This window comes from Bacillus sp. z33 (genome assembly GCF_058313615.1).
The window spans coordinates 675,827-699,505 of sequence record NZ_JBZFQN010000002.1; the positions used below are offsets into that span (position 1 = coordinate 675,827).

A 23,679-nucleotide genomic window follows, 5' to 3' on the forward strand; every position below is an offset into this window, starting at 1 on the left:
AATGCAAAAGTGGTTTAAAGTTGGGAAGATTGTCAATACTCACGGAATTAAAGGTGAGGTAAGAATTGTTTCAAGTACAGATTTTCCGGAAGAACGATATAAGAAGGGAAGCACATTATATATCTTCAAAAAGAATTCTGATCAACCGATTGAAGTTACTGTGCAATCTTCAAGGCAACACAAGAACTTTTATTTGTTGACGTTTGCCGGTCATGACACGATAGAAGCGGTAGAAGCTTATAAAGAGGGAGTTCTAAAAATTACCGAGGAACAAATGAGCAGCCTTGATGAAGGAGAGTATTATTACCATGAAATCATTGGATGTACGGTGTGTACTGCAGATGGTACCGAAATCGGTGTGGTAAAAGAAATTCTTTCACCGGGCGCGAATGATGTATGGGTCATCCAAGGAAAAAGCGGTAAAGAAGTTTTAATTCCTTATATCGATGATGTCGTAAAAGAAATTGATGTAGATACTAAAATGATTACGATTGATCCCATGGAAGGACTGCTGGAGTAATGAGAATTGATATCCTTACATTATTCCCGGAAATGTTCAGTGGTGTCTTTGGATCTTCCATCCTTAAGAAGGCTGCTGAAAAAAAAGCAGTGGAATATCATACACATAATTTTCGGGACTACTCTGATAACAAGCATCAATCTGTAGATGATTATCCATATGGCGGCGGAGCTGGGATGGTTTTGAAGCCTCAGCCGATTTTCGATTGCTTAGAAAAAATCACCCCGGAAGAGCAGGAGAAGAAGCCACGGGTTATCCTTCTATGTCCACAAGGGGAACGCTACACCCAAGCCAAGGCGGAAGAGCTGGCGAAGGAAGATCAGCTTATTTTTGTATGCGGACATTATGAAGGGTATGACGAGCGGATTAGAGAATATGCCGTGACTGATGAAATATCAATCGGTGATTTCGTATTAACCGGCGGAGAGCTTGGAGCCATGGTGATCATTGATAGTGTTGTTCGTCTCTTGCCTGGAGTTCTGGGCAATGAGGATTCACCGGTACTGGACTCATTTAGTTCAGGTCTTCTTGAGCATCCCCATTATACCCGCCCAGCTGATTTTCGCGGAATGAAGGTACCAGATGTTCTTGTATCGGGTAATCATAAATATATTGATGAATGGAGAAAAAAAGAATCTCTGCGCAGAACTTGGCAAAGACGTCCTGATCTATTGGAGCATTATGAGTTATCTGAAGTAGAAAAAAAATGGCTGGAAGAAATAAAAAGTGAAGATAGATAGTTGCAAATCAGGTGTTTTATGTGATAAGATACTGTTTGTGAGTTAGGGTATAAAGCCTTTTCTCTTTATAACAATGTTCCGCTGTCATGATCTTAAAGGGCTGATAAGAGCATTGGGTGGAAGGAGTTGAATACGATGCATAAATTAATCGAAGAAATCACGAAGGATCAATTAAGAACGGATCTTCCTTCTTTCCGTGCCGGTGATACTGTAAGAGTACACGTTAAGGTTGTTGAGGGAACTCGTGAACGTATTCAGGTATACGAAGGCGTAGTAATTAAGCGTCGCGGAGGCGGAATCAGTGAAACTTTCACAGTCCGCAAAATTTCCTATGGTGTAGGTGTTGAACGTGCATTCCCAATGCACACACCACGTATCGCTAAATTGGAAGTTATCCGTCGCGGTAAAGTACGTCGTGCTAAGCTTTATTACTTGCGTAACCTACGCGGTAAAGCAGCGCGTATTAAAGAAATCCGATAATTACGTGTGTAACGTGAGTGGATACAGGGAGCTTGTGCTTGCACAAGCTCCTTTTTCACATTATATATATAAAATTATTGATTTTTGATGTGAAATGTATATATTTATACATAAAGGAAAGATATAGGCGGTGTTTCGAAAATGGGTAAATCTAAAGGGAAAAATGAGATCTTTGAGTGGATTAAAGCTTTAGTTATAGCTGTTGTATTGGCAGCAGTTATCCGATACTTCCTATTTGCACCTATATTGGTTGATGGTTTATCGATGATGCCAACGCTGCATAATGAAAATAGAATGGTAGTCAATAAATTATCCTATAAAATCGGTGAACCTGAGCGATTTGATATAGTCGTTTTTCATGCCACAGAAGAAAAAGATTACATTAAAAGAGTAATTGGTTTACCTGGTGATAAAATAGAATATAAAGATGATACGCTTTATATTAATGGAAAGGCTTATGAGGAGCCTTATTTGAATGAGGCAAAGGAACAAGTTATTGACGGACCTTTAACTGAACCGTTTACACTGGAAGAAATTATTGGCCGTGAGACCGTCCCTGAAGGTGAAGTGTTTGTAATGGGGGATAATCGCAGATATTCTAAAGATAGCCGCCATATTGGAACGATAAAGCAAAGTGAAATTCTAGGCAAAACCAGTCTTGTGTACTGGCCGTTAAATGAATTTAGAATTGCTGACTAAAGACTGAAAAGGTGAAGGTATGACTATACAATGGTTTCCCGGGCATATGGCGAAAGCCCGACGTCAAGTAACAGAAAAATTAAAGCTTGTTGATATTATATTTGAGTTGGTGGATGCAAGGCTACCTCAATCATCAAGAAATCCGATGATTGATGAAATCATCCAGCACAAACCGCGGCTGGTTATTTTAAATAAAGCTGATATGGCAGATCAAAGTAAAACAAATCAATGGTTGGCCTATTTTGAAGCTAAAGGAATTAAAGCAGTGGCGGTAAATGCACATCAGGGAACCGGCTTGAAAAGCATTATGGCTGGAACTCAAGAAGTGCTGAGAGAAAAAATAGAAAAAATGAAATCAAGAGGTATAAAACCACGTGCAATCCGAGCGATGATTGTCGGAATTCCGAATGTAGGTAAGTCTACTTTAATCAATAGGCTTGCAGGAAAAAATATTGCTAAAACAGGAAATATGCCAGGTGTCACAAAAGCGCAGCAATGGATCAAAGTTGGTAAGGAACTTGAACTATTGGACACGCCGGGAATCTTATGGCCAAAGTTTGAGGATCAGCAAGTAGGTTATAAACTGGCTATAACGGGTGCTATTAAGGATACAATCCTGAATCTCCATGATATTGCCATCTATGGATTGAAATTCCTGGAACGGGATTATCCTGCGCGTTTGCAGGAAGGGTATAAGCTTGATGCAATCCCGGAAGAAATTGTGGAGGCCTTTGACCATATTGGAAAATTCCGTGGATGTTTAGCAGGGGGCGGTTTGGTCGATTATGACAAAACAGCTGAATTGATTATAAGAGACATCCGTACACAAAAATTTGGAAGATTAACGTTTGAATCTCCATCTGATCTGGAAACTGATGTATAATAAATAAATTGTAGACCCCCTGAAATGGGGGTCTTTACATTTGCTTGGATAAACCGATAATAACTAGGAAGGAAACTGGGGTAATGAAGAATTTACTTACGATATCAGAAATAAAAAATAGATTGATGGAGATACAAACTATGGAGGATCCCTTCATTGAGGAATGCCGCCAGGATAATCGTAAAGGTGTTCAGGCAGCTCTGTCAGTCTTTGAAAAGTCGATAGCAAGAAAGGAAGCAGAAAGACGTCATTTCGAGTCTATATCCGTCTATGAGAGCCAATTAAGAGAAGAAGGATATAAATATATCGTAGGTATAGATGAGGCTGGGCGTGGGCCGCTTGCGGGTCCTGTAGTAGCAGGAGCTGTTATCTTGCCTGAAAAGTTCTATTTACCTGGACTCAACGATTCCAAACAACTCTCTGTAGCAAAAAGGGAGCAGTACTTTGAGTACATACAGGAAAAGGCGCTTGCAGTCGGAGTTGGTATTATCCACAGTCAAGAAATAGATGAAATAAATATATATCAGGCAGCAAAAAAGGCGATGCTTTCCGCAGTAAATCAGTTAAGAGTATTCCCCGATTATGCCTTGATTGATGCGATGGAATTGGAATTGCCAATCCCGCAAATATCGTTAATTAAAGGAGATGCTAAATCCATCTCCATTGCAGCGGCTTCAGTAATTGCCAAAGAAACGAGAGATAGGCTCATGAAAGAATATGCGCAGATTTACCCGCAGTATGGTTTTGAAAAGCATATGGGATATGGCACGAGCAGTCATCTGGAAGCAATAGAAAAGTATGGACCGGTTGATTGGCACAGGATGACATTTGCTCCTTTAAAAGATAAACAGAACTGAGAGAGGTGTGATGTTTTGCAGCCTGTCATGAACATAGAGTCATGGATGAACAAACTCGAGTATAGCAAAGTATCATCGGGTTTTCGCGATGGTCAAATATTCGCCGGTAAGATAACAAAATTTTATCCTCACCAAATGGCGGAAGTGGTGGTGAATGGGACCAAGTTAATGGCAAAAATGGAAGTGCCGGTTGAAGCCCATGTACGCTATTTGTTTCAGGCCAGTCTTCTTGAAAACGGATTGGTTCAACTCAAGGTTGTGCCATCAGGGAGTGGAGGATCCAAAAATGATTTGCCGAATCAACTATTAAATTTATTCCAAGTAAAAAATTCAAAGCTTGGTTCAGAACTGGCTGAAATGGTGGCTTCCAATCAGATGGCTGTTACGAAGGAAAGTTTTACGACTGCACTAAATTGGTTGAATACATTAGAGAATCCATCCAGTGGATTACCGGTAGCTAAATTGGCATTTATGAATCAGCTGCCGGTTCATAAAACCGCATTAGATGCACTTCTATCCCTGCAAACAGGAAAACCGCTAACTAGTATGCTTGAATCATTGTATGAACAACTTAAGGTTAATTCTGAATCTGGCAAATTCACTCACATGGCAAAAATGGTAGACGATATTCTTCAAACAGGTAAAAGTGAAGTCTTTCAAAAAATAGCCTTGAGCTTTTCGGATGAAGATGTGGAACTGATTCAAAAAGCAGGAGTATATTTTAAAGAAGGACAAGCATTTGCATCAAATGAAGGCCCTAATAGATTGCAGGAATGGATTGAAAGAGTTAATAAGGGGGTTAGCAATCGACCGCCTGAATTAACAGCTGAAGAATGGGTAAAGGTCCAGGGGAAAATTTTAAACAATGATATGTTCAGTCATCTCAGTCTCGATAAAGACAATACATTATACAAAGTGTTGAATTCTATCATGCAATCACTGGGAATAGGTGGAGTAAAGAATCAATCGGAACAGCAAGGGACAGGTATGTTAAAAGACATATTACTGCAATTAATGACTGAAAATACACCCATACAGCTAAAAAATCAGGCTGAGAATATTCTCACAAGATTAGCCGCATTTCAATTAGTATCACAGGAAACTGGGCCATTACAGAATGTATTTATGCAGATTCCTGTACCATTTCCTGCAGTTGAAAATGATGTAACTTTACAATGGACTGGACGAAAGCGTGAAGATGGGACGATTGATCCTGCTTATTGCAAAATTGTATTTTATTTGGAGCTGCTACACTTAAAAGATACCGTTATCGATATGAACATCCAGAACAGGGTCATTAGTTTGAAGATATGGACTGTTAAGCAAGAAGAAGCTAATGGAGCTTTGAATTCCCTTTTGCCCATATTAAAGGAAAATCTGGCGGAGAAGGGCTATTTGTTATCGACGGTAAAAATAGACGATTTCACACAAAGAAAGACCACAAATTTGGATATGGACAAACCAAAGTATCCTGCATCAGGATATATCGGAGTGGATTATAAAATATGACGACAAGCAGAAGAACTGCCTCTGTTTTAAAGTATGAGGAAAATCAGGATGTATCTCCAAAATTAATAGCTAAGGGAAAAGGGATTATAGCGGATCAGATTGTAAAGGAAGCTGAAAAATATCAAATTCCAATTCGGAAGGATCCCAGTCTTACAGAGTTACTGTCACAACTTGAGATTAATCAATCCATACCTGAGGAGTTATATCAGGCCGTAGCTGAGGTTTTTGCCTTTGTTTACAAAATAGATCAAAAAGTAGATATCAAATAATGGAATTTTATCAAAATATAAATCTGTTAGAAGGTTGAAGAGATTTATGGAAATTTCAGTGAGGCATGCTAAATAAGGGCTGATGAAGAGGAATTGCAGCCTTTATTTAGTATGCTTTTTAATTTAATTGATGTAATAGTAGGTAAAAAAATTACCGATATTTGGAGAAAACGCTTTAAATTATTGGACTTTGAATACTAGTTTTAATACAATGAAAACGCAATATAGTTTTTATAGTCTGAAAGTTTTGATGGGAGGATAAGAAATGAATATCCATGAGTATCAAGGTAAAGAGATCCTCAGACAATACGGGGTAAAGGTTCCTAATGGAAAAGTTGCTTTTTCAGTAGAGGAAGCGGTAAATGCGGCAAGTGAACTGGGAACTGCAGTTACTGTTGTAAAAGCGCAAATCCATGCGGGAGGAAGAGGGAAAGCTGGTGGCGTCAAGGTTGCCAAATCGCTGGATGAGGTTCGTACATATGCTGGTGAAATACTCGGCAAAGTATTGGTGACACATCAAACAGGTCCTGACGGCAAAGAAGTAAAACGCTTACTTATTGAAGAAGGGTGCGATATTAAGAAAGAATACTATATTGGTCTTGTTCTTGACAGAACCACTTCAAGAGTCGTGTTAATGGCTTCTGAAGAAGGTGGAACTGAAATTGAGGAAGTTGCTGAAAAGACACCGGAAAAAATCTTCAAGGAAGTTATTGATCCTTTAATCGGATTGACTCCATTCCAAGCTAGAAGAATAGCTTTTAATATTAATATACCAAAAGAATTAATCAATAAAGCAGTTAAATTTATGGATGGTCTTTATACTGCGTTCATCGAAAAAGATTGTTCCATAGCTGAAATCAATCCTTTGGTTATCACAGGTGACGGTGAAGTAATGGCTTTGGATGCTAAGCTGAATTTCGACGAGAATGCTCTTTATCGCCATAAGGATATTGTCGCATACCGTGATATTGAAGAAGAGGATCCAAAAGAAATTGAAGCTTCGAAATATGATTTAAGCTATATTTCTCTTGATGGGAATATTGGCTGTATGGTTAACGGTGCAGGGCTTGCTATGTCCACAATGGATATTATAAATCACTATGGCGGGACTCCTGCAAACTTCCTGGATGTTGGAGGCAGTGCTACGGCTGAAAAAGTTACAGAAGCATTTAAAATTATCCTTTCAGACAGCCATGTTAAAGGGATTTTTGTAAATATATTTGGCGGCATAATGAAATGTGACGTTATTGCAGAGGGTGTTGTCGAAGCAGCCAAGCAAATTGGCTTGCAGGTTCCGCTGGTAGTACGTTTGGAAGGAACGAATGTGGAACTTGGCAAAAAGATATTAGAGGAATCTGGTATTAATGTCACAGCGGCAGAATCAATGGCTGATGGTGCACAAAAAATCGTTTCGTTAATAGGCTAAGACTGGAGGATAAATGAAATGAGTGTATTTGTTAATAAAGATTCAAAAGTAATTGTACAAGGTATTACTGGCTCTACGGCCCGTTTTCATACACAGCAAATGCTTGAATATGGTACTAAAATTGTAGGCGGTGTAACACCTGGTAAAGGTGGTACGGAAGCTGAAGGTGTTCCTGTATTTAATACTGTAATTGAAGCAAAAAAAGCAACAGGTGCCAATGTTTCCGTTATCTATGTTCCGGCCCCTTTTGCAGCTGACTCCATTCTTGAAGCAGTTGATGCGGAATTAGATCTTGTCATCTGTATTACCGAACATATTCCTGTGTTGGATATGGTGAAGGTAAAACGGTATATGGAAGGTAAGAAAACACGTCTGATTGGGCCAAACTGTCCGGGAGTAATTACTCCGGAGGAATGCAAGGTAGGAATCATGCCTGGTTATATTCACAAAAAAGGGCATATAGGCGTCGTTTCCCGCTCTGGTACATTAACTTATGAAGCCGTGCACCAATTAACTCAGGCAGGCTTTGGACAGTCTTCAGCGGTCGGTATTGGCGGAGACCCTGTCAATGGAACAGATTTCATTGATGTTTTAAAAGCTTTTAATGAAGATCCAGAAACGTATGCGGTTATTATGATTGGTGAAATAGGTGGTACAGCTGAAGAAGAAGCAGCGCAATGGGTCAAAGAAAATATGACAAAACCTGTTACAGGGTTTATCGGGGGTCGCACTGCTCCTCCAGGAAAACGAATGGGCCATGCGGGTGCCATTATTTCGGGTGGAAAAGGGACTGCCGATGAAAAAATCCGTGTGATGAATGAATGCGGCATAAAAGTGGCAGAAACTCCGGCTGTAATGGGCGAAACTATGTTGCGTGAACTAAAAGAAAAAGGGCTTTACGATCAGTGTAAAACTCATTAATTTATCAAGACAGCCTCCCCTTATCCTAATTAAGGGGAGCGTCTATATATTTCAAAAAAATATGAGGTGAAACTGTTATGGATGAATGGAAGAACAGACTTGTACATCTTGACCATTGTCGGGGTGTAAGTTGGAAGGCCAAATATCGTATATTAAAAAATGATCCAAATCTCCGAAAAATGTATGACCAGCCGTTCAGATATTGGAAGGAAACACTGGAGTTACCCTCTTCGAAAACATCTTTATTTATAAAAGACCTCCAAAATAAAGACCTTCAAAAAATGCCTTCTATTTATGAAAAAAACCACATTCACTGTATTACATTTCTGGACCATTTATATCCCCGTCAACTTTCCGTTATTTATCAGCAGCCGTGGGTTTTATACTGTAAGGGAAATCCTCAGCTCTTGCATAATTCCAGAATATTAGCCATAATAGGTAGCCGTGCCCCTACGGATTATGGAAAAAAGATGGTGAACTATCTGATTCCGGATTTAGTTAAGGCTGATGTATGTATTGTAAGTGGGTTGGCAAGAGGGATCGATTCTCTTGCACAGTTTAAGGCACTGCAAAGTGGCGGAAAGGTTATTGCTGTTATTGGTGGAGGGCTTTTCAATATATACCCAAAAGAAAATACAGCACTTGCCAATTCAATTGTGAAAAATGGGATCGTACTATCTGAATATCCACCCATCATGAAACCGGAACCCTGGCATTTTCCAATGAGAAACCGAATTATCAGCGGATTATCAAGGGCTATATTAGTGGTAGAGGGGAAACAAAGAAGCGGGACATTCATCACAATTCAACATGGTTTGGAACAGGGAAAAGATATTTATGCAGTTCCTGGAAGTGTGTTTTCTGAACTGTCTGCCGGCCCGCATGAATTGATAAAAGAAGGCGCCAAATTAATCAATCATGCTAATGATATTCTCTACGAGTGGTGATGGCCTTGAGGTCTCTGATGACATGTATGAATGAAGATAATCATTTTTAGCTATCTCATAAAAAACTATTTAAGTTGCAAATTTATGATTTCTGTTATACATTGTGCATCAGACAAGGTTTTTTGAGTCACGAGGAGTATTCAGATTATATTGATTGTTGTCAATAGTTTAAAATCCTTATAAACATACCATTGACAGATGTAAATCAATACCTTCATAATCATACATGCATAAATATAGAGAATGATACCCTCTTAAGGAGGAAAGAAATGGCGGATTATTTAGTTATAGTGGAATCGCCTGCTAAAGCGAAAACCATTGAAAAATATTTAGGAAAAAAATATAAAGTTAAAGCATCCATGGGTCATGTACGTGATTTACCGAAGAGCCAGATGGGTGTAGATTTTGAAAAAAATTATCAATTAAAATATATCACTATCCGCGGTAAAGGTGATGTACTAAAAGAATTAAAGACAGCCGCAAAAAAAGCTAAGAAAGTCTATCTCGCAGCTGACCCCGACAGAGAAGGGGAAGCAATCGCATGGCATTTGGCTCACAGCCTCGGCGTGGATGTAAGCTCTGATTGTCGTGTTGTATTCAATGAAATAACGAAAGACGCAATTAAAGAGTCATTTAAACATCCAAGACCAATTAAAATGAATTTGGTTGATGCTCAGCAAGCGAGAAGAGTATTAGACCGTATTGTGGGGTACAGCATTAGCCCAATTCTTTGGAAAAAAATAAAGAAAGGCTTAAGTGCCGGCCGTGTGCAATCCGTTGCTGTACGTCTAATTATGGATCGTGAAAAAGAAATTGAGGCCTTTAAACCGGAAGAATACTGGTCCATCAATGGATCGTTTCTGAAAGGAAAAAAGGATTTTGAAGCTAACTTTCATTCAATCAATGGAAAGAAAGTTCCATTGCAGTCAAAAGAAGATGTTCAGAATGTACTTTCAAAAGTTAATGGAAACGAATACTTAGTGCAATCGGTAACTAAGAAGGAGCGAAAACGTAATCCCGCACCTCCGTTTACAACTTCGTCCCTGCAACAGGAAGCAGCTCGTAAACTTAATTTCAGAGCAAAGAAAACGATGATGATCGCTCAGCAACTGTATGAAGGTATTGAGGTTGGTAAAGAAGGAACTGTCGGTTTAATCACGTATATGAGAACTGACTCTACAAGGGTTTCTGAGACTGCACAAAATGAGGCGAAAGAATGGATTAAGTCTAAGTTCGGTGAAGATTATCTTCCAAGTACCCAGAGGAAGGATAAGCAGACAACTGGAGCGCAGGATGCCCATGAGGCAGTGCGGCCGACCGGTGTGGTCAGAGAACCTTCCGTGATGAAGCAATATCTTTCTAAGGATCAATTCCGTTTATATAAACTAATATGGGAACGGTTTGTTGCCAGCCAGATGGCGATTGCTATTATGGATACTATGGCTGTAGATTTAAAAAATGGTGATGTCGTATTCAGAGCAAATGGGTCAAAAGTAAAATTTGCCGGTTTTATGAAAGTATATATTGAAGGCAATGATGATAATAATGAAGAAAAAGAAAATTTACTGCCTGATTTGAAAGAAGGGGATACTGTATACTCGAAAGATATCCAGTCAAATCAGCATTTCACTCAGCCGCCTCCTCGTTATACAGAAGCAAGGCTGGTTAAAACACTTGAGGAATTAGGAATCGGCAGGCCATCAACTTATGCACCAACCCTTGACACTATACAAAAAAGAGGCTATGTAGCTTTAGATAATAAACGTTTTATTCCGACAGAGCTTGGCGAGATAATAGTCGAGGTCATGAGTGAATTTTTCCCAGACATCCTGGATGTGGAATTCACGGCTAAAATGGAAAATGAACTCGATAGTGTAGAAGATGGGGAAGTTGAATGGGTCAATATTATCGATCATTTCTATAAAGAATTCGAGAAAGATTTAGCCAAAGCTGAGGAAGAAATGAAAGAAATCGAAATAAAGGATGAACCAACTGGCGAAACATGTGAAGAATGTGGATCACCCATGGTGTACAAAATGGGTAGATACGGCAAGTTTGCGGCGTGTAGTAATTTCCCTGATTGCCGGAATACGAAGCCAATCGTCAAAGACATCGGTGTAAAATGTCCGAAATGCGATGCAGGTAATATTGTCGAACGAAAAAGCAAAAAACGACGTATCTTTTATGGCTGTGATCAATATCCTGCCTGTGATTTCGTTTCATGGGATAAGCCGCTTCAAAGATCTTGTCCTAATTGTGAGGGACCGCTGGTTGAGAAAAAACTAAAAAAAGGCGTACAGGTTCAATGTATTAATTGCGAATATAAGGAAGAACCACAGAGTTAAAGAGGGAAGGGCTAATAAAGGCTCTTCCTTCTTATCCTTAAGTAAGAGGTAAAGGGATTCCTGAAACTTTTTCGTAACAAAAACGTATAACAAATATCACAGATTTCCATAAATCTGTTACATGAATTTAAGAGTTAAGTAATAAACATAGCTGGAGGGTATACATAAATGAAAAGAGTAATAGTAGTTGGTGCCGGATTAGCAGGAAGTGAAGCAGCCTGGCAATTGGCTGAGAGAGGTATAAAGGTTGATTTATATGAGATGAGACCCGTGAAACAAACTCCGGCACACCATACGGACAAGTTTGCTGAATTGGTTTGCAGTAACTCTTTGCGTGCTAATACTTTAACAAATGCGGTTGGAGTATTAAAAGAAGAGATGCGCCAATTAAACTCAATCATTATAAATTCCGCTGATTATTGTTCTGTACCAGCTGGAGGGGCCCTTGCCGTTGACCGACATGAATTTGCGGGCAAAGTAACTGATACATTAAAAAATCATCCGAATGTGACCATTCACAATGAGGAATTAACTGAAATACCCAATGATGAAATAACCATTATTGCAACAGGTCCCCTAACTAGTGAACTGTTATCAAAAGAAATCAGTCAATTAACCGGTGAGGATTACTTCTATTTTTATGATGCGGCGGCTCCAATTATAGAAAAAGATAGCATTGATTTAAACAAAGTGTATTTGAAATCAAGATATGATAAAGGGGAAGCAGCTTATTTAAATTGCCCGATGACAGAAGAAGAATTCAATACTTTTTATGAAGCGCTAATTGAAGCGGAGACTGTTCCATTGAAAGAATTTGAAAAGGAAATTTTCTTTGAAGGATGCATGCCGATTGAAGTAATGGCAAAACGTGGGAAGAAAACAATGCTGTTCGGTCCGATGAAACCGGTTGGACTGGAAGATCCGAAAACGGGTAAACGTCCATATGCGGTTGTTCAGCTTCGTCAAGATGATGCAGCAGGAACATTATATAATATTGTTGGATTTCAAACTCATTTGAAATGGGGTCCGCAAAAAGAAGTAATCAGATTGATCCCTGGACTCGAAAATGCTGAAATTGTGAGATATGGTGTTATGCACAGAAATACCTTTATCAATTCACCTAAAGTTTTGACAGCTACCTATCAATTAAAAGCTAAACCTAATTTATTCTTTGCGGGACAAATGACCGGTGTTGAGGGATATGTAGAATCGGCAGCTTCTGGTCTGATTGCAGGAGTCAATGCAGCACGGCTCGCTTCAGGACAGGAACCAGTAATCTTCCCTCAGGAAACAGCAATGGGAAGCATGGCCCACTATATCACGTCTACAAACGCCAAAAATTTTCAGCCGATGAATGCCAATTTTGGCTTATTCCCTGACTTGGGCAGAAAGATTAGATCGAAGCAAGAGCGAGCGGAAGCACATGCTGAAAGAGCATTACAAACAATTCGGAACTTTTTGAATAGTTTGTAAAGTATTTGCAAGGGTTACTATAGTGTGTTAATATTTAGTAACCTGTGAGGGGTGGCTATTTTGAATATTGAAACTTCTTTAGAATTTTATATAAAGTATTTACAAATCGAAAAAAACTATTCAAAATATACTATTGCATATTATCAAAAGGATATAGAGGAATTTTTTTTGTTCATGAATGAGCAAGTTATTTCAAATATAAAAGCAGTCACGTATCCTGATGCTCGATTATATGTTACGAATCTCACTGAACGTAATTTATCTAAAAGAAGCATCAGCAGGAAGATTTCTTGCTTACGATCATTTTATAAGTTTCTGATGAGGGAAAATATTGTGGACGAAAATCCATTTGCTATGCTTTCGTTACCAAAAAAAGAACAGAGGCTGCCTCGGTTTATGTATGAAGAAGAGATGGAAGCTATTTTTTCAACTATTGATCATACTACCGATTCAGGTAAGCGAGATCTGGCTTTATTAGAACTCTTATATGCAACAGGCATGAGGGTAAGTGAATGCTGCAGCGTAGAACTGGGTGATTTAGATTTTACTCTCATGACTGTCCTTGCCCATGGTAAGGGGAAGAAGGACCGTTATATTCCTTTTGGTGAGTATGCTAAAAAAGCATTATGGGAATATATTAATGGTCCGAGAAATGAATTGTTAAAAAAAGCAGCACAATCTCACGGGTATCTGTTTGTTAATCAAAGAGGCAACCCTTTAACGCCAAGGGGTGTTCGGTATATTTTGTCCAATATCATTGATAAAGCTTCTGTTAACAAGCATCTTTACCCACATATGTTACGGCATAGTTTTGCGACACATCTTTTGAATAGCGGTGCGGATATACGCTCTGTGCAGGAATTGCTTGGACACTCAAGCATACAAGCCACACAGGTTTATACGCATGTCAGTAAGGAAAGACTAAGAGAAGTTTATAGAAACAGCCATCCAAGAGCTTAAAGAAATATTCGTAGCCTTAATCTTAATGAGGGAGTTGTATTATGGAACAATTTCATGCTACTACAATTTTTGCAGTACAACATAATGGGGAATGCGCTATGGCCGGAGATGGCCAGGTAACAATGGGGAATTCTGTTGTAATGAAACACACTGCAAAAAAAGTAAGAAGATTATTCAATGGAAAAGTTTTGGCCGGTTTTGCAGGTTCGGTTGCAGATGCCTTTTCATTATTTGAAATGTTCGAAAGCAAATTGCATGAATATAATGGTAACTTACAACGTGCGGCGGTTGAACTCGCCAAATCCTGGAGAAGTGATAAAGTTTTACGTAAGCTTGAAGCTATGCTAATCGTAATGGACAGGGATAATATGCTTTTGATTTCCGGTACCGGAGAGGTGATTGAGCCTGATGATGGTATATTGGCAATTGGTTCCGGCGGGAATTATGCGCTTTCCTCCGGCCGTGCCTTAAAACGATTTTCTGGTGAAAGTATGACAGCGAGAGAAATTGCTCATGCTTCATTAACAATTGCATCTGAAATTTGTGTATATACGAATTCTAATATTATTTTGGAAGAGCTATAAACAAAGGAGGATCCTAATGAAACAGGACAATAAAAATCTAACACCAAGACAAATCGTAGAGAAATTGGACCAATACATAATTGGGCAAGCGGATGCTAAAAAAGCGGTGGCTATTGCGTTGAGAAACAGATATAGACGCGGTCTCTTAAAAGAAACCCTGCGTGATGAAGTTGTACCTAAAAACATTCTCATGATTGGACCAACTGGTGTTGGTAAAACAGAGATAGCTCGCAGAATAGCCAAGATAGTAAAAGCGCCTTTTATTAAAGTGGAAGCAACTAAATTCACAGAAGTCGGTTATGTGGGGCGTGATGTGGAAAGCATGGTGCGTGATTTAGCTGAAACGTCCATAAGGCTTGTAAAAGAAGAAAGAATGCTTGAAGTGAAAGATAAAGCATTAGAAAATGCCAATACTCGAATTGTCGAATTGCTAGTACCTTCAGGTAAAAAGTCTTCTTCCTTTAAAAACCCTCTTGAAATGATTTTTGGTACGTCAGGGGATACTTCCAATGCGACTGATCAAGATAATCAGGAAGATGAAAGAAATATCTACGAAAGACGCAGATTAATAAAAGAACGTTTATTAAATGGTGAGTTGGAAGAAGATATGATTACGATTGAGGTAGAAGAACAGCCCCCTTCTATGTTCGACATGCTTCAAGGATCTGGTATGGAACAAATGGGTATGAATATGCAAGATGCTTTCAGTAATCTGCTGCCTAAAAAACAGAAAAAAAGAAAAATGGCTATTAAAGATGCGCGTAAAGTTTTGGCAAATGAAGAAGCGCAAAAATTAATCGATATGGATGAGGTAACTCAGGTAGCTATTGAGAGAGCTGAGCAGACTGGTATTATCTTTATTGATGAAATCGATAAAGTAGCAAGTAAAAGCGGCGGGACTTCTTCAGCTGATGTATCGAGAGAAGGAGTTCAAAGAGACATACTTCCTGTTGTAGAAGGTTCAACAGTTGTAACGAAATATGGAACTGTTAAAACCGATCATGTATTATTTATTGCTGCAGGAGCTTTTCATATTGCGAAGCCTTCTGACCTTATACCTGAACTGCAAGGCCGTTTCCCAATCAGAGTAGAGCTAAAAAAATTATCTGTGGATGATTTTTATAAAGTATTAATAGAACCTGATAATGCGTTAATTAAACAATATATTGCATTATTAGAAACAGAAGGTATACAAATTGAATTTTCAGACGAAGCTATTCGTAGGATAGCTGAGGTTGCTTTTGAAGTGAACCAAAACACGGATAATATTGGAGCGAGAAGATTACATACTATTATGGAAAAGCTGTTAGAAGACTTATCATTTGAAGCGCCTGATATTACGATGGGGAAAATTACGATTACTCCTCAGTATGTGGATGAAAAACTGGGTGCAATATCTAAAAATAAAAACTTAAGTGAGTATATATTATAAATAGTTAAATGTTTCAGATTATTGCTCGAGGGTACAATTAATTAGTTACATTTTACTCTTTTCCCTTATCCTGTTCACTCAAATACACTAATTAAATATCCCATAAAAGAAGACATTATAGGAGGAAGAAAAAAATGGATTTACTGAATAAGACTAGAAAAATAAACTCGATGTTGCAAAAAACAGGTGGAAAGCAAGTGAGCTTTAAAGAAATGGCTGAAAGCTTAAGTGAAGTCATTGAAGCGAATATCTTCGTGGTCAGCCGTAGAGGGAAATTACTTGGTTTCCAAATAAACCAGCAAATCGAAAATGAGCGTATGAAGAAAATGCTTGAAGATCGTCAATTTCCAGAAGAGTATACGAATAATCTTTTCAATATTAAAGAAACCTCTTCCAATATTGATGTTGAGAGCGAATATACAGCGTTCCCTGTGGAAAACAAAGAATTGTTTAAGGCTGGTTGGACGACTATTATACCGATCGTAGGCGGAGGCGAGCGTCTGGGTACATTAATCCTTTCCCGTGTAGAACAAAAATTTGCTGACGATGATTTGATTCTTGGCGAATATGGCGCTACAGTGGTTGGAATGGAAATTTTGCGTGAAAAAGCAGAAGAAATTGAAGAAGAAGCAAGAAGTAAAGCTGTTGTACAAATGGCTATCAGTTCTTTATCCTACAGTGAATTAGAAGCAATCGAGCATATTTTTGAGGAATTAAAAGGAAATGAAGGTTTGTTGGTTGCTTCCAAGATTGCTGATCGTGTAGGAATTACCCGTTCAGTTATTGTTAACGCATTAAGAAAATTAGAAAGTGCCGGTGTTATCGAGTCCCGATCTTTAGGTATGAAAGGTACGTATATTAAAGTTCTGAATGCTAAATTTTTGAATGAGCTCGAAGCATTAAAACGCTAAAACTTAAAATATAAAAAACGAAGTCAAATCTTAGACTTCGTTTTTTTATTATGAGAACTAATAAGATGGACTGAGTTCCGTCTTACCTGGTTGCACAATTATTTGTCAGGCCAGAGCCCTTAACGTCCAAAGCATTTGTTAATGGGATTCCTTTAGAGAAGTCATGTATAGCTGAGCATATCTTTCGTAGTCTTATGTAATAATGTGAATTAACTTATTTTGTCTCCCGAAATATTAAGTAAGAGGAAAAGAATTTATTCCTGCTGAAATTTGATTAATGTACTAAGAACCTAACATAAATATAGAAAAAATTCTTTAGTAAAACCGAAGTCAATTTAAAGACTTTGGTTTTTTTATTTATAAGAAATACTAATAATTTCTAAATATAAAGAAGAAATATCGACAAAAAACCGTAAAATCCAAAATTATTCAACAAAATAGGACTATTGTACTTATCATTTTTAACATATTTTCTTTAATATAAAATATGACATATATTTTAAAAATGTGACTAAAATGTAATATTTGTACTATAAAAATAAAAAAATGTAATATTATACTGGTGAAAATAAGTGAATAGAGTAGTATATAGAAAAATTATCCATTATATAGAATGTACAGCCGTTAAAATGAGTAACATAGAAGACTTTTTATGATGGAAAGGGTGAGATAATGAAGTTATTTTCCAATACTGTCAGCTTACTTGAACAGGGGCTTAATTATTCTTCATTAAAATCGAAAGCAATCTCCCAGAATATTGCGAATGTGGACACGCCTAATTATAAAGCGAAGAGTGTAAGTTTTAAGTCTGTATTAAATCAAGCAACAGAGATCAATGATCAATCATTTAAAACTGACAGCAAACATTTTGAATTTAAAGAGAAAGAAAATATAGATTTACAAGTCACCAGTAAAAACGCGAATTACAATAGTGCGGGGAACAGTGTGGATATGGACAGTGAAATGAGTGATCTGGCTACTAACCAAATCTATTACAACGCATTGGTTGAGCGACTTAACGGCAATTTTCAAACATTACAGAGTGTTATACGGGGAGGTAAATAAGTATGGGATTGTTTTCTGGCATGGATATTACATCGAGTGCATTAAACGCCCAGCGCCTGCGTATGGACGTGATTTCATCTAATATGGCCAATGCTGAAACCACTAGAGGTAAATATGTTGATGGACAATGGCAACCGTATCAACGGAAAACAGTTGTATTGGAAACCAGAAATAACGGGTTTTCTAATTATCTGCATTCAGCTATGAATAATACGGACCAATCTGCTGTCGGTAATGGGGTAAAGGTGACTGCAATTAAAGAAGACGTCAATATGGTTTACGATCCAGGCAATCCAGAAGCCAATGAGGCCGGATATATCGAGGAACCAGATTACAATTTAGTTTATGATCCCACCCACGCAGATGCTGATCCTGAAACGGGTTATGTTAAAATGCCCAATGTTGACCCTTTGCGTGAAACAGTTGATTTAATAAGCGCAACCCGCTCCTATGAAGCAAACGTTACAGTATTTAATGCTTCCAAAGGCATGATGATGAAAGCACTGGAAATAGGCAAATAATTAGGAGGATTTAAAATTTGGAACCTATTCAATTAAATAACGCTGTTTCTTCAGTATTAACTCAGAAGGAACCTAAATTAACAAATACTAATACACCATACGAGGCTCAAAATTCTTTTGCATCTGTCTTAAAAAAAACAATTGAAGAAATAAATGCAACTCAGCAAGAATCAGGAGCTATGACACAGAAACTAGTACTTGGAGAAGATGTTGATTTACATAATGTAATGATTGCATCACAGAAAGCGAGTGTAACACTGCAAGCTACTATGGAAGTCCGTAATAAAGCTGTCGAAGCTTATCAGGAAATTATGAGAATGAATATGTAAACATAATAATGAATTTGCACATAGTCCCAACGAAATTAATATTTCCCAACATACGACAGGGAAGTCTCTGTGGACGATAATATTGATGCAAGCCAGCTTAAGTTCGGGGGATCATGATGAAAGAATCGATTTATAAAATGGGAAACCAAATAAAGGATTATTGGAAGAGCCGTACAGGTAAACAGAAAACGGCCTACATTGGCATAGCAGCAGCACTGATCCTAATATCTGTTGCTACTGTTTTTCTTACTTCAAGAACTACGCTCGTACCGTTATATAGTAATCTTGCACCAACAGAAACAGGATCTATTAAAGAGAATCTGGATGGCAGAGGAATTGAGTCGGAAATAGCTGATGGTGGAAGTACAATACTGGTTCCAAGTGAAATGGCAGATACACTGTTAGTGGAACTGGCTGCAGAGGGAATTCCGAAATCTGGCAGCATAGATTATTCATATTTTAGCGAAAATGCAAGTTTTGGTATGACAGATAATGAATTTAATGTTATTAAACAGGATGCCATGCAAAATGAAATTGCGGGTCTTATTAAAGGGATTGAAGGAGTTCAAGAGGCGGAGGTTATTCTTACACTCCCTGACAAAGGGGTGTTCGTTAGTGATACGAAAGAAGAGGCTTCAGCCTCTATTGTATTAAATACCAAACCTGGCCAGGAATTTGAAGAAAATCAAATAAAAGCTTTATACCATTTAGTCTCTAAAAGTGTCCCGAATCTCCCTACAGATAATATCGTCATTATGAACCAATATTTTGAGTATTTTGATCTAAAAAATAATGGGAGCAGCAGTTCGGATAGCTTTGCCTCTCAAAATGAAATAAAAAAAGAGATTGAGAAAGATATACAACGACGTGTCCAAGGAATGCTTGGAACGATTATGGGTACCGATAAAGTTATTGTTTCTGTAACAGCAGATGTGGATTTTACCCAAGAGAATAGAGAAGAAAATCTTGTGGAACCTGTGGATGAAGAGAATATGGAAGGGTTGACGATCAGCGCTCAAAACTTATCTGAAACCTATACAGGGAATGCAGGAGCAGATGGTGGTACACCTATCACTGAAGATCCTTCAGACTCGCTTGGTTCGCAATATTTGGAAGGATCAAACGGGAACGGGGACTATGAAAAGACTGAAGAAACAGTTAATAAAGAGGTAAACAGAATACGTAAAGAGATTAGTGAATCACCATACAAGGTGAGAGACTTGGGGATTCAGGTAATGGTGGAACCTCCTAAAGCAGATGATACTAATTCTCTTCCTGAAGAACGGATTACAGATATTAGAGATATTTTAGGGACAATTGTTCGAACAAGTATAGATAAGTCCGAAAATAATGATCCGCTTACAGATGAACAATTAGAGGAAAAAATCGCCATATCGGTCCAGCCGTTTAATGGAAAAGTTACATTTGATGAACAATCGAAAGGCAGTATTCCATGGTGGGTTTATGTAATTGGCGGTGTTTTACTTCTAGCAATCATTGTGCTTCTTATTTTCATTATAAAATCACGTAAGAAAAAAGAATATGAGATAAATGAATATGAAGAACCAGTACCTCCTGTTTTGGTATCCAATATTGAGGATGAAGCAGAGTCAGAAGCGACTGTTAAAAGAAAGCAACTTGAAAAACTGGCGAAAGAAAAGCCGGATGAATTTGCGAAACTCTTAAGATCATGGATAGCGGAAGAGTAGGGGGTCAGAACAATATGTCTAGTAGAGATATAAAAAACGGGTTAACGGGTAAACAGAAAGCTGCGATTTTGCTTATTTCAATGGGACCTGATGTTTCGGCAAATGTTTATAAGCATTTGTCGGAAGAGGAGATTGAAAAACTGACCCTGGAAATTTCAGGCGTACGTAAGGTGGGCTCGAAAGAAAAAGAGGATATCGTCGATGAGTTTCATACAATCGCCCTTGCTCAGGATTACATTTCTCAGGGTGGGATTGGGTACGCCAAGACCGTTTTAGAAAAAGCATTAGGCAATGACCAAGCGCAAGCGATTATTAATAGATTAACTTCTTCCCTGCAGGTGAGGCCCTTTGATTTTGTTAGAAAAGCAGACCCGGGTCAAATATTAAATTTCATACAAAATGAGCATCCTCAAACGATTGCCCTAATTTTATCTTATTTGGAAGCGGGACAGGCAGGGCAAATATTATCCGAGCTTCCACATGATATGCAGGCTGACGTAGCCAAACGGATCGCCTTAATGGATAGTACTTCTCCTGAAATAATTAATGAAGTAGAACAGATTCTTGAAAGAAAACTCTCCGCGACTGTAACGCAAGATTATACACAAACCGGAGGAATTGAAGCAGTCGTTGAAGTTCTAAATGGAGTGGACCGCTCAACAGAGAGAACAATTTTGGAAGCTTTAGAAATTCAGGATCCAGAATTAGCTGAAGAAATTAAGAAACGGATGTTTGTATTTGAGGATATCGTCACCTTGGATAACAGAGCTATCCAACGTGTGATTAAAGATGTAGAGAATGATGATTTAATGCTGTCGCTTAAAGTGGCTAGTGAAGAAGTGAAAGAAATTGTTTATAAAAACATGTCCAAACGAATGGTTGAAACATTTACGGAAGAGATGGAATTTATGGGACCGGTTCGTCTACGGGATGTGGAAGAAGCACAGTCTAGGATTGTTGCTATCATACGACGCCTCGAGGATGCCGGTGAAATTGTTTTAGCCCGTGGTGGGGGAGATGACATTATTGTCTAGAATAATAAAATCCCATATGACGGATACACATGCACAAAATAAAAAGCTGATCCAAATCAAGAAAATTATGAATGAACAAAATGATTCCATTCGTAATGAAAATCCGATAACCCAGGATAGAGATCTTACCTTAATGGAAGCGACTGAAGAGGCAAAAGCCATTATATTGGAAGCTCAGAAACAAGCCGACCAAATCCAATTAAAGATTCATGAAGAAGTGGAACGCTGGAATATAGAAAAGCAAACTTTCATTGAAGATGCCAGACAGGAAGGGTATCTGACAGGCAAGAATCAAGGGCTAATGGATGCACAGAAAGAATATAAACAACTGCTGGATCTTGCGAAAGAGACTGTAGTAAATGCAAAAAAAGATTATCAGACTGCAGTGGAAAAGTCTGAGTTCACATTATTGAATCTTGGGATAAAAATAGCTGAAAAAATCATAAATCAACACTTACATGAAAATAAAGAAGATTACTTATTTATTGTAAAGAAGGCGATTAAGGAAGCAAGAGAATACAGAAATATTGAATTACATGTCCATCCGGCTCATTATTCGTTTGTCCTTACAAATAAAAAAGAATTAATGGCACTATTTCCGAGAGAAACAGAATTCTATATCTATCCGAATGATGAATTAGATGAGAATGGGTGTGTGATAGAGTCTTCTAATGGCCGATTGGTAGCGAGTGTAGATGAACAGCTGGAACAAATCAGGATTAAGCTTCTGGAAATTCTTGAGGAGGGTCTCTCATGAATGTCTCTCTATTAATAGATCAAATTGATTATCTCGATACTTTTAAAAGGTATGGAAGAATTAAAAGAGTGGTAGGGCTTATGATCGAGTCTCAGGGGCCAGCCAGTTCAATTGGCGATATGTGTTTGATCCATACCGGAAAAAATCAAAAGATAAAGGCAGAAGTGGTGGGCTTTCGAGAAGAGATTGTTATTTTAATGCCCTATAGTGCTGTTAGTGAGATAGCTCCCGGTTCCCTTGTGGAAGCGACCGGGAAGCCGCTTGAGATTAAAGTAGGCACCGGTTTAATAGGAAAAACACTGGATGCAATTGGGAATCCCCTTGATGGAGGAACGCTTCCATATGGGTTATCCAGTGTGGTTACAGAACAAGATCCTCCAAATCCAATGTCCCGTCCGCCTATTGATGAAGGAATTGAGACTGGTGTCCGTATGATTGATAGCTTATTGACGGTAGGAAAAGGTCAGAGGGTTGGTATATTTGCTGGAAGCGGAGTTGGAAAAAGCACACTGCTTGGAATGGTTGCCAGAAATACCACAGCTGATTTAAACGTGATCGCTCTTGTCGGTGAGCGGGGGAGAGAGGTTCGGGAATTTATTGAGAGAGACCTGGGTCCTGTTGGATTGAAAAGATCCATTGTGGTAGTAGCTACATCAGACCAGCCGCCATTAATGAGAATAAAGGCGGCCTACACGGCTACGGCAATTGCGGAGTTTTTCCGAGACCGAGGATTAAATGTCATGTTGATGATGGATTCGGTTACGAGGGTAGCTATGGCGCAGAGGGAATTGGGATTGGCTGTTGGGGAACCGCCAACAACAAAAGGATATACTCCGTCTGTGTTTAGTATTCTTCCAAGATTACTGGAGCGAACCGGTACAAATAAGAAAGGCACGATAACCGCCTTTTATACGGTATTAGTAGACGGTGATGATATGAATGAACCTATTGCGGATGCGGTTAGGGGAATATTGGACGGACACTTTGTTTTAGACAGAGATCTTGCTAATAAAGGGCAATTCCCGGCAATTAATATTTTAAAAAGTATCAGCAGGGTTATGGCACATATTATAGACCCTGCTCACGCAAAAGCAGCTGAAAAGGTAAGGCAGTCCATGGCAGCTTATCTCGAAGCAGAAGATTTAATTAATATTGGTGCATATAAAAATGGCTCCAATCAAATCATTGATGAAGCAATTAAAAGATATCCGGAAATCATTGAATATTTAAAACAGGGTGTAAATGATAAAGTAACGAAACAACAGAGTATTGAACAATTGCGTTTATTAATGGGAATGGGTGGATGAA

At 38.4% G+C, this 23,679-nt stretch carries 24 protein-coding genes; all 24 read left to right on the forward strand.

The annotated features are described in order from the left end of the window. Position 1: 1 nt before the first annotated feature. The 24 genes from rimM (at position 2) to fliI (ending at position 23,678) form a co-directional block, all read left to right on the forward strand. Positions 2-520 carry a ribosome maturation factor RimM gene (rimM, locus tag AC4G3L_RS10335; RefSeq protein ID WP_491077187.1) on the forward strand — a complete coding sequence of 173 codons (519 nt, stop codon included), beginning with the start codon at positions 2-4 and terminating at the stop codon, positions 518-520. Next, a complete protein-coding gene (gene trmD, locus AC4G3L_RS10340; protein ID WP_491076870.1) occupies positions 520-1,260 on the forward strand; it encodes a tRNA (guanosine(37)-N1)-methyltransferase TrmD in 741 nt (246 codons plus the stop codon). The genes rimM and trmD overlap by 1 nt, the downstream gene beginning before the upstream one ends. A gap of 135 nt (positions 1,261-1,395) precedes the next feature. After that, complete coding sequence (gene rplS / locus AC4G3L_RS10345) at positions 1,396-1,740, forward strand: 50S ribosomal protein L19 (RefSeq protein WP_491076871.1); 345 nt, start codon at positions 1,396-1,398, stop codon at positions 1,738-1,740. A gap of 141 nt (positions 1,741-1,881) precedes the next feature. Next, complete coding sequence (lepB, locus tag AC4G3L_RS10350; protein WP_491076872.1) at positions 1,882-2,439, forward strand: signal peptidase I; 558 nt, start codon at positions 1,882-1,884, stop codon at positions 2,437-2,439. 19 nt (positions 2,440-2,458) lie between these two features. After that, positions 2,459-3,322, forward strand: coding sequence for a ribosome biogenesis GTPase YlqF (gene ylqF, locus AC4G3L_RS10355; protein WP_491076873.1), 864 nt, complete (start codon positions 2,459-2,461; stop codon positions 3,320-3,322). Positions 3,323-3,405: 83 nt separating this feature from the next. Continuing rightward, positions 3,406-4,179: a ribonuclease HII gene (rnhB, locus tag AC4G3L_RS10360; RefSeq protein WP_491076874.1), complete on the forward strand. Its 774-nt coding sequence runs from the start codon at positions 3,406-3,408 to the stop codon at positions 4,177-4,179. Positions 4,180-4,224: 45 nt separating this feature from the next. Beyond that, positions 4,225-5,688 carry a hypothetical protein gene (locus tag AC4G3L_RS10365; RefSeq protein WP_491076875.1) on the forward strand — a complete coding sequence of 488 codons (1,464 nt, stop codon included), beginning with the start codon at positions 4,225-4,227 and terminating at the stop codon, positions 5,686-5,688. Then, complete coding sequence (locus AC4G3L_RS10370; RefSeq protein WP_491076876.1) at positions 5,685-5,957, forward strand: EscU/YscU/HrcU family type III secretion system export apparatus switch protein; 273 nt, start codon at positions 5,685-5,687, stop codon at positions 5,955-5,957. The genes AC4G3L_RS10365 and AC4G3L_RS10370 overlap by 4 nt, the downstream gene beginning before the upstream one ends. 265 nt (positions 5,958-6,222) lie before the next feature. Further along, on the forward strand, positions 6,223-7,383 hold the full coding sequence (gene sucC / locus AC4G3L_RS10375; RefSeq protein ID WP_491076877.1) for an ADP-forming succinate--CoA ligase subunit beta: 1,161 nt from the start codon (positions 6,223-6,225) through the stop codon (positions 7,381-7,383). Positions 7,384-7,401: 18 nt separating this feature from the next. After that, positions 7,402-8,304, forward strand: a complete 903-nt coding sequence (gene sucD, locus AC4G3L_RS10380; RefSeq protein ID WP_491076878.1) for a succinate--CoA ligase subunit alpha — start codon at positions 7,402-7,404, stop codon at positions 8,302-8,304. Between the two features lie 77 nt (positions 8,305-8,381). Continuing rightward, positions 8,382-9,251 (forward strand): DNA-processing protein DprA, encoded by an 870-nt coding sequence (gene dprA, locus AC4G3L_RS10385; RefSeq protein WP_491076879.1) that lies wholly within the window; start codon positions 8,382-8,384, stop codon positions 9,249-9,251. 269 nt (positions 9,252-9,520) lie between these two features. Continuing rightward, positions 9,521-11,596: a type I DNA topoisomerase gene (topA, locus tag AC4G3L_RS10390; RefSeq protein ID WP_491076880.1), complete on the forward strand. Its 2,076-nt coding sequence runs from the start codon at positions 9,521-9,523 to the stop codon at positions 11,594-11,596. 168 nt (positions 11,597-11,764) lie between these two features. Beyond that, positions 11,765-13,069 (forward strand): FADH(2)-oxidizing methylenetetrahydrofolate--tRNA-(uracil(54)-C(5))-methyltransferase TrmFO, encoded by a 1,305-nt coding sequence (gene trmFO, locus AC4G3L_RS10395; protein WP_491076881.1) that lies wholly within the window; start codon positions 11,765-11,767, stop codon positions 13,067-13,069. A 57-nt stretch (positions 13,070-13,126) separates the two neighbouring features. Next, complete coding sequence (gene xerC, locus AC4G3L_RS10400) at positions 13,127-14,029, forward strand: tyrosine recombinase XerC (RefSeq protein WP_491077188.1); 903 nt, start codon at positions 13,127-13,129, stop codon at positions 14,027-14,029. Positions 14,030-14,070: 41 nt separating this feature from the next. Then, entirely contained in the window at positions 14,071-14,613 is a 543-nt protein-coding gene (hslV, locus tag AC4G3L_RS10405) for an ATP-dependent protease subunit HslV (protein WP_491076882.1), read from the forward strand. A 16-nt stretch (positions 14,614-14,629) separates the two neighbouring features. Next, positions 14,630-16,045: an ATP-dependent protease ATPase subunit HslU gene (gene hslU, locus AC4G3L_RS10410; RefSeq protein WP_491076883.1), complete on the forward strand. Its 1,416-nt coding sequence runs from the start codon at positions 14,630-14,632 to the stop codon at positions 16,043-16,045. Positions 16,046-16,179: 134 nt separating this feature from the next. Beyond that, positions 16,180-16,956, forward strand: coding sequence for a GTP-sensing pleiotropic transcriptional regulator CodY (gene codY / locus AC4G3L_RS10415; protein WP_491076884.1), 777 nt, complete (start codon positions 16,180-16,182; stop codon positions 16,954-16,956). 672 nt (positions 16,957-17,628) lie between these two features. Continuing rightward, positions 17,629-18,021, forward strand: a complete 393-nt coding sequence (gene flgB, locus AC4G3L_RS10420; RefSeq protein ID WP_491076885.1) for a flagellar basal body rod protein FlgB — start codon at positions 17,629-17,631, stop codon at positions 18,019-18,021. Between the two features lie 2 nt (positions 18,022-18,023). Beyond that, on the forward strand, positions 18,024-18,542 hold the full coding sequence (locus AC4G3L_RS10425) for a flagellar basal body rod protein FlgC (RefSeq protein ID WP_491076886.1): 519 nt from the start codon (positions 18,024-18,026) through the stop codon (positions 18,540-18,542). Positions 18,543-18,568: 26 nt separating this feature from the next. After that, the gene (gene fliE, locus AC4G3L_RS10430) at positions 18,569-18,871 is read left to right on the forward strand and encodes a flagellar hook-basal body complex protein FliE (RefSeq protein WP_491077189.1); all 303 of its coding nucleotides are present in this window, start codon (positions 18,569-18,571) and stop codon (positions 18,869-18,871) included. A gap of 116 nt (positions 18,872-18,987) precedes the next feature. Next, a complete protein-coding gene (fliF, locus tag AC4G3L_RS10435) occupies positions 18,988-20,580 on the forward strand; it encodes a flagellar basal-body MS-ring/collar protein FliF (protein WP_491076887.1) in 1,593 nt (530 codons plus the stop codon). Between the two features lie 14 nt (positions 20,581-20,594). Then, positions 20,595-21,614 (forward strand): flagellar motor switch protein FliG, encoded by a 1,020-nt coding sequence (gene fliG / locus AC4G3L_RS10440; RefSeq protein WP_491076888.1) that lies wholly within the window; start codon positions 20,595-20,597, stop codon positions 21,612-21,614. Continuing rightward, positions 21,607-22,371, forward strand: a complete 765-nt coding sequence (fliH, locus tag AC4G3L_RS10445) for a flagellar assembly protein FliH (RefSeq protein WP_491076889.1) — start codon at positions 21,607-21,609, stop codon at positions 22,369-22,371. The genes fliG and fliH overlap by 8 nt, the downstream gene beginning before the upstream one ends. Next, the gene (gene fliI, locus AC4G3L_RS10450) at positions 22,368-23,678 is read left to right on the forward strand and encodes a flagellar protein export ATPase FliI (protein ID WP_491076890.1); all 1,311 of its coding nucleotides are present in this window, start codon (positions 22,368-22,370) and stop codon (positions 23,676-23,678) included. Before fliH ends, fliI begins: the two co-directional genes overlap by 4 nt. The last annotated feature ends 1 nt before the right edge of the window (position 23,679 follow it).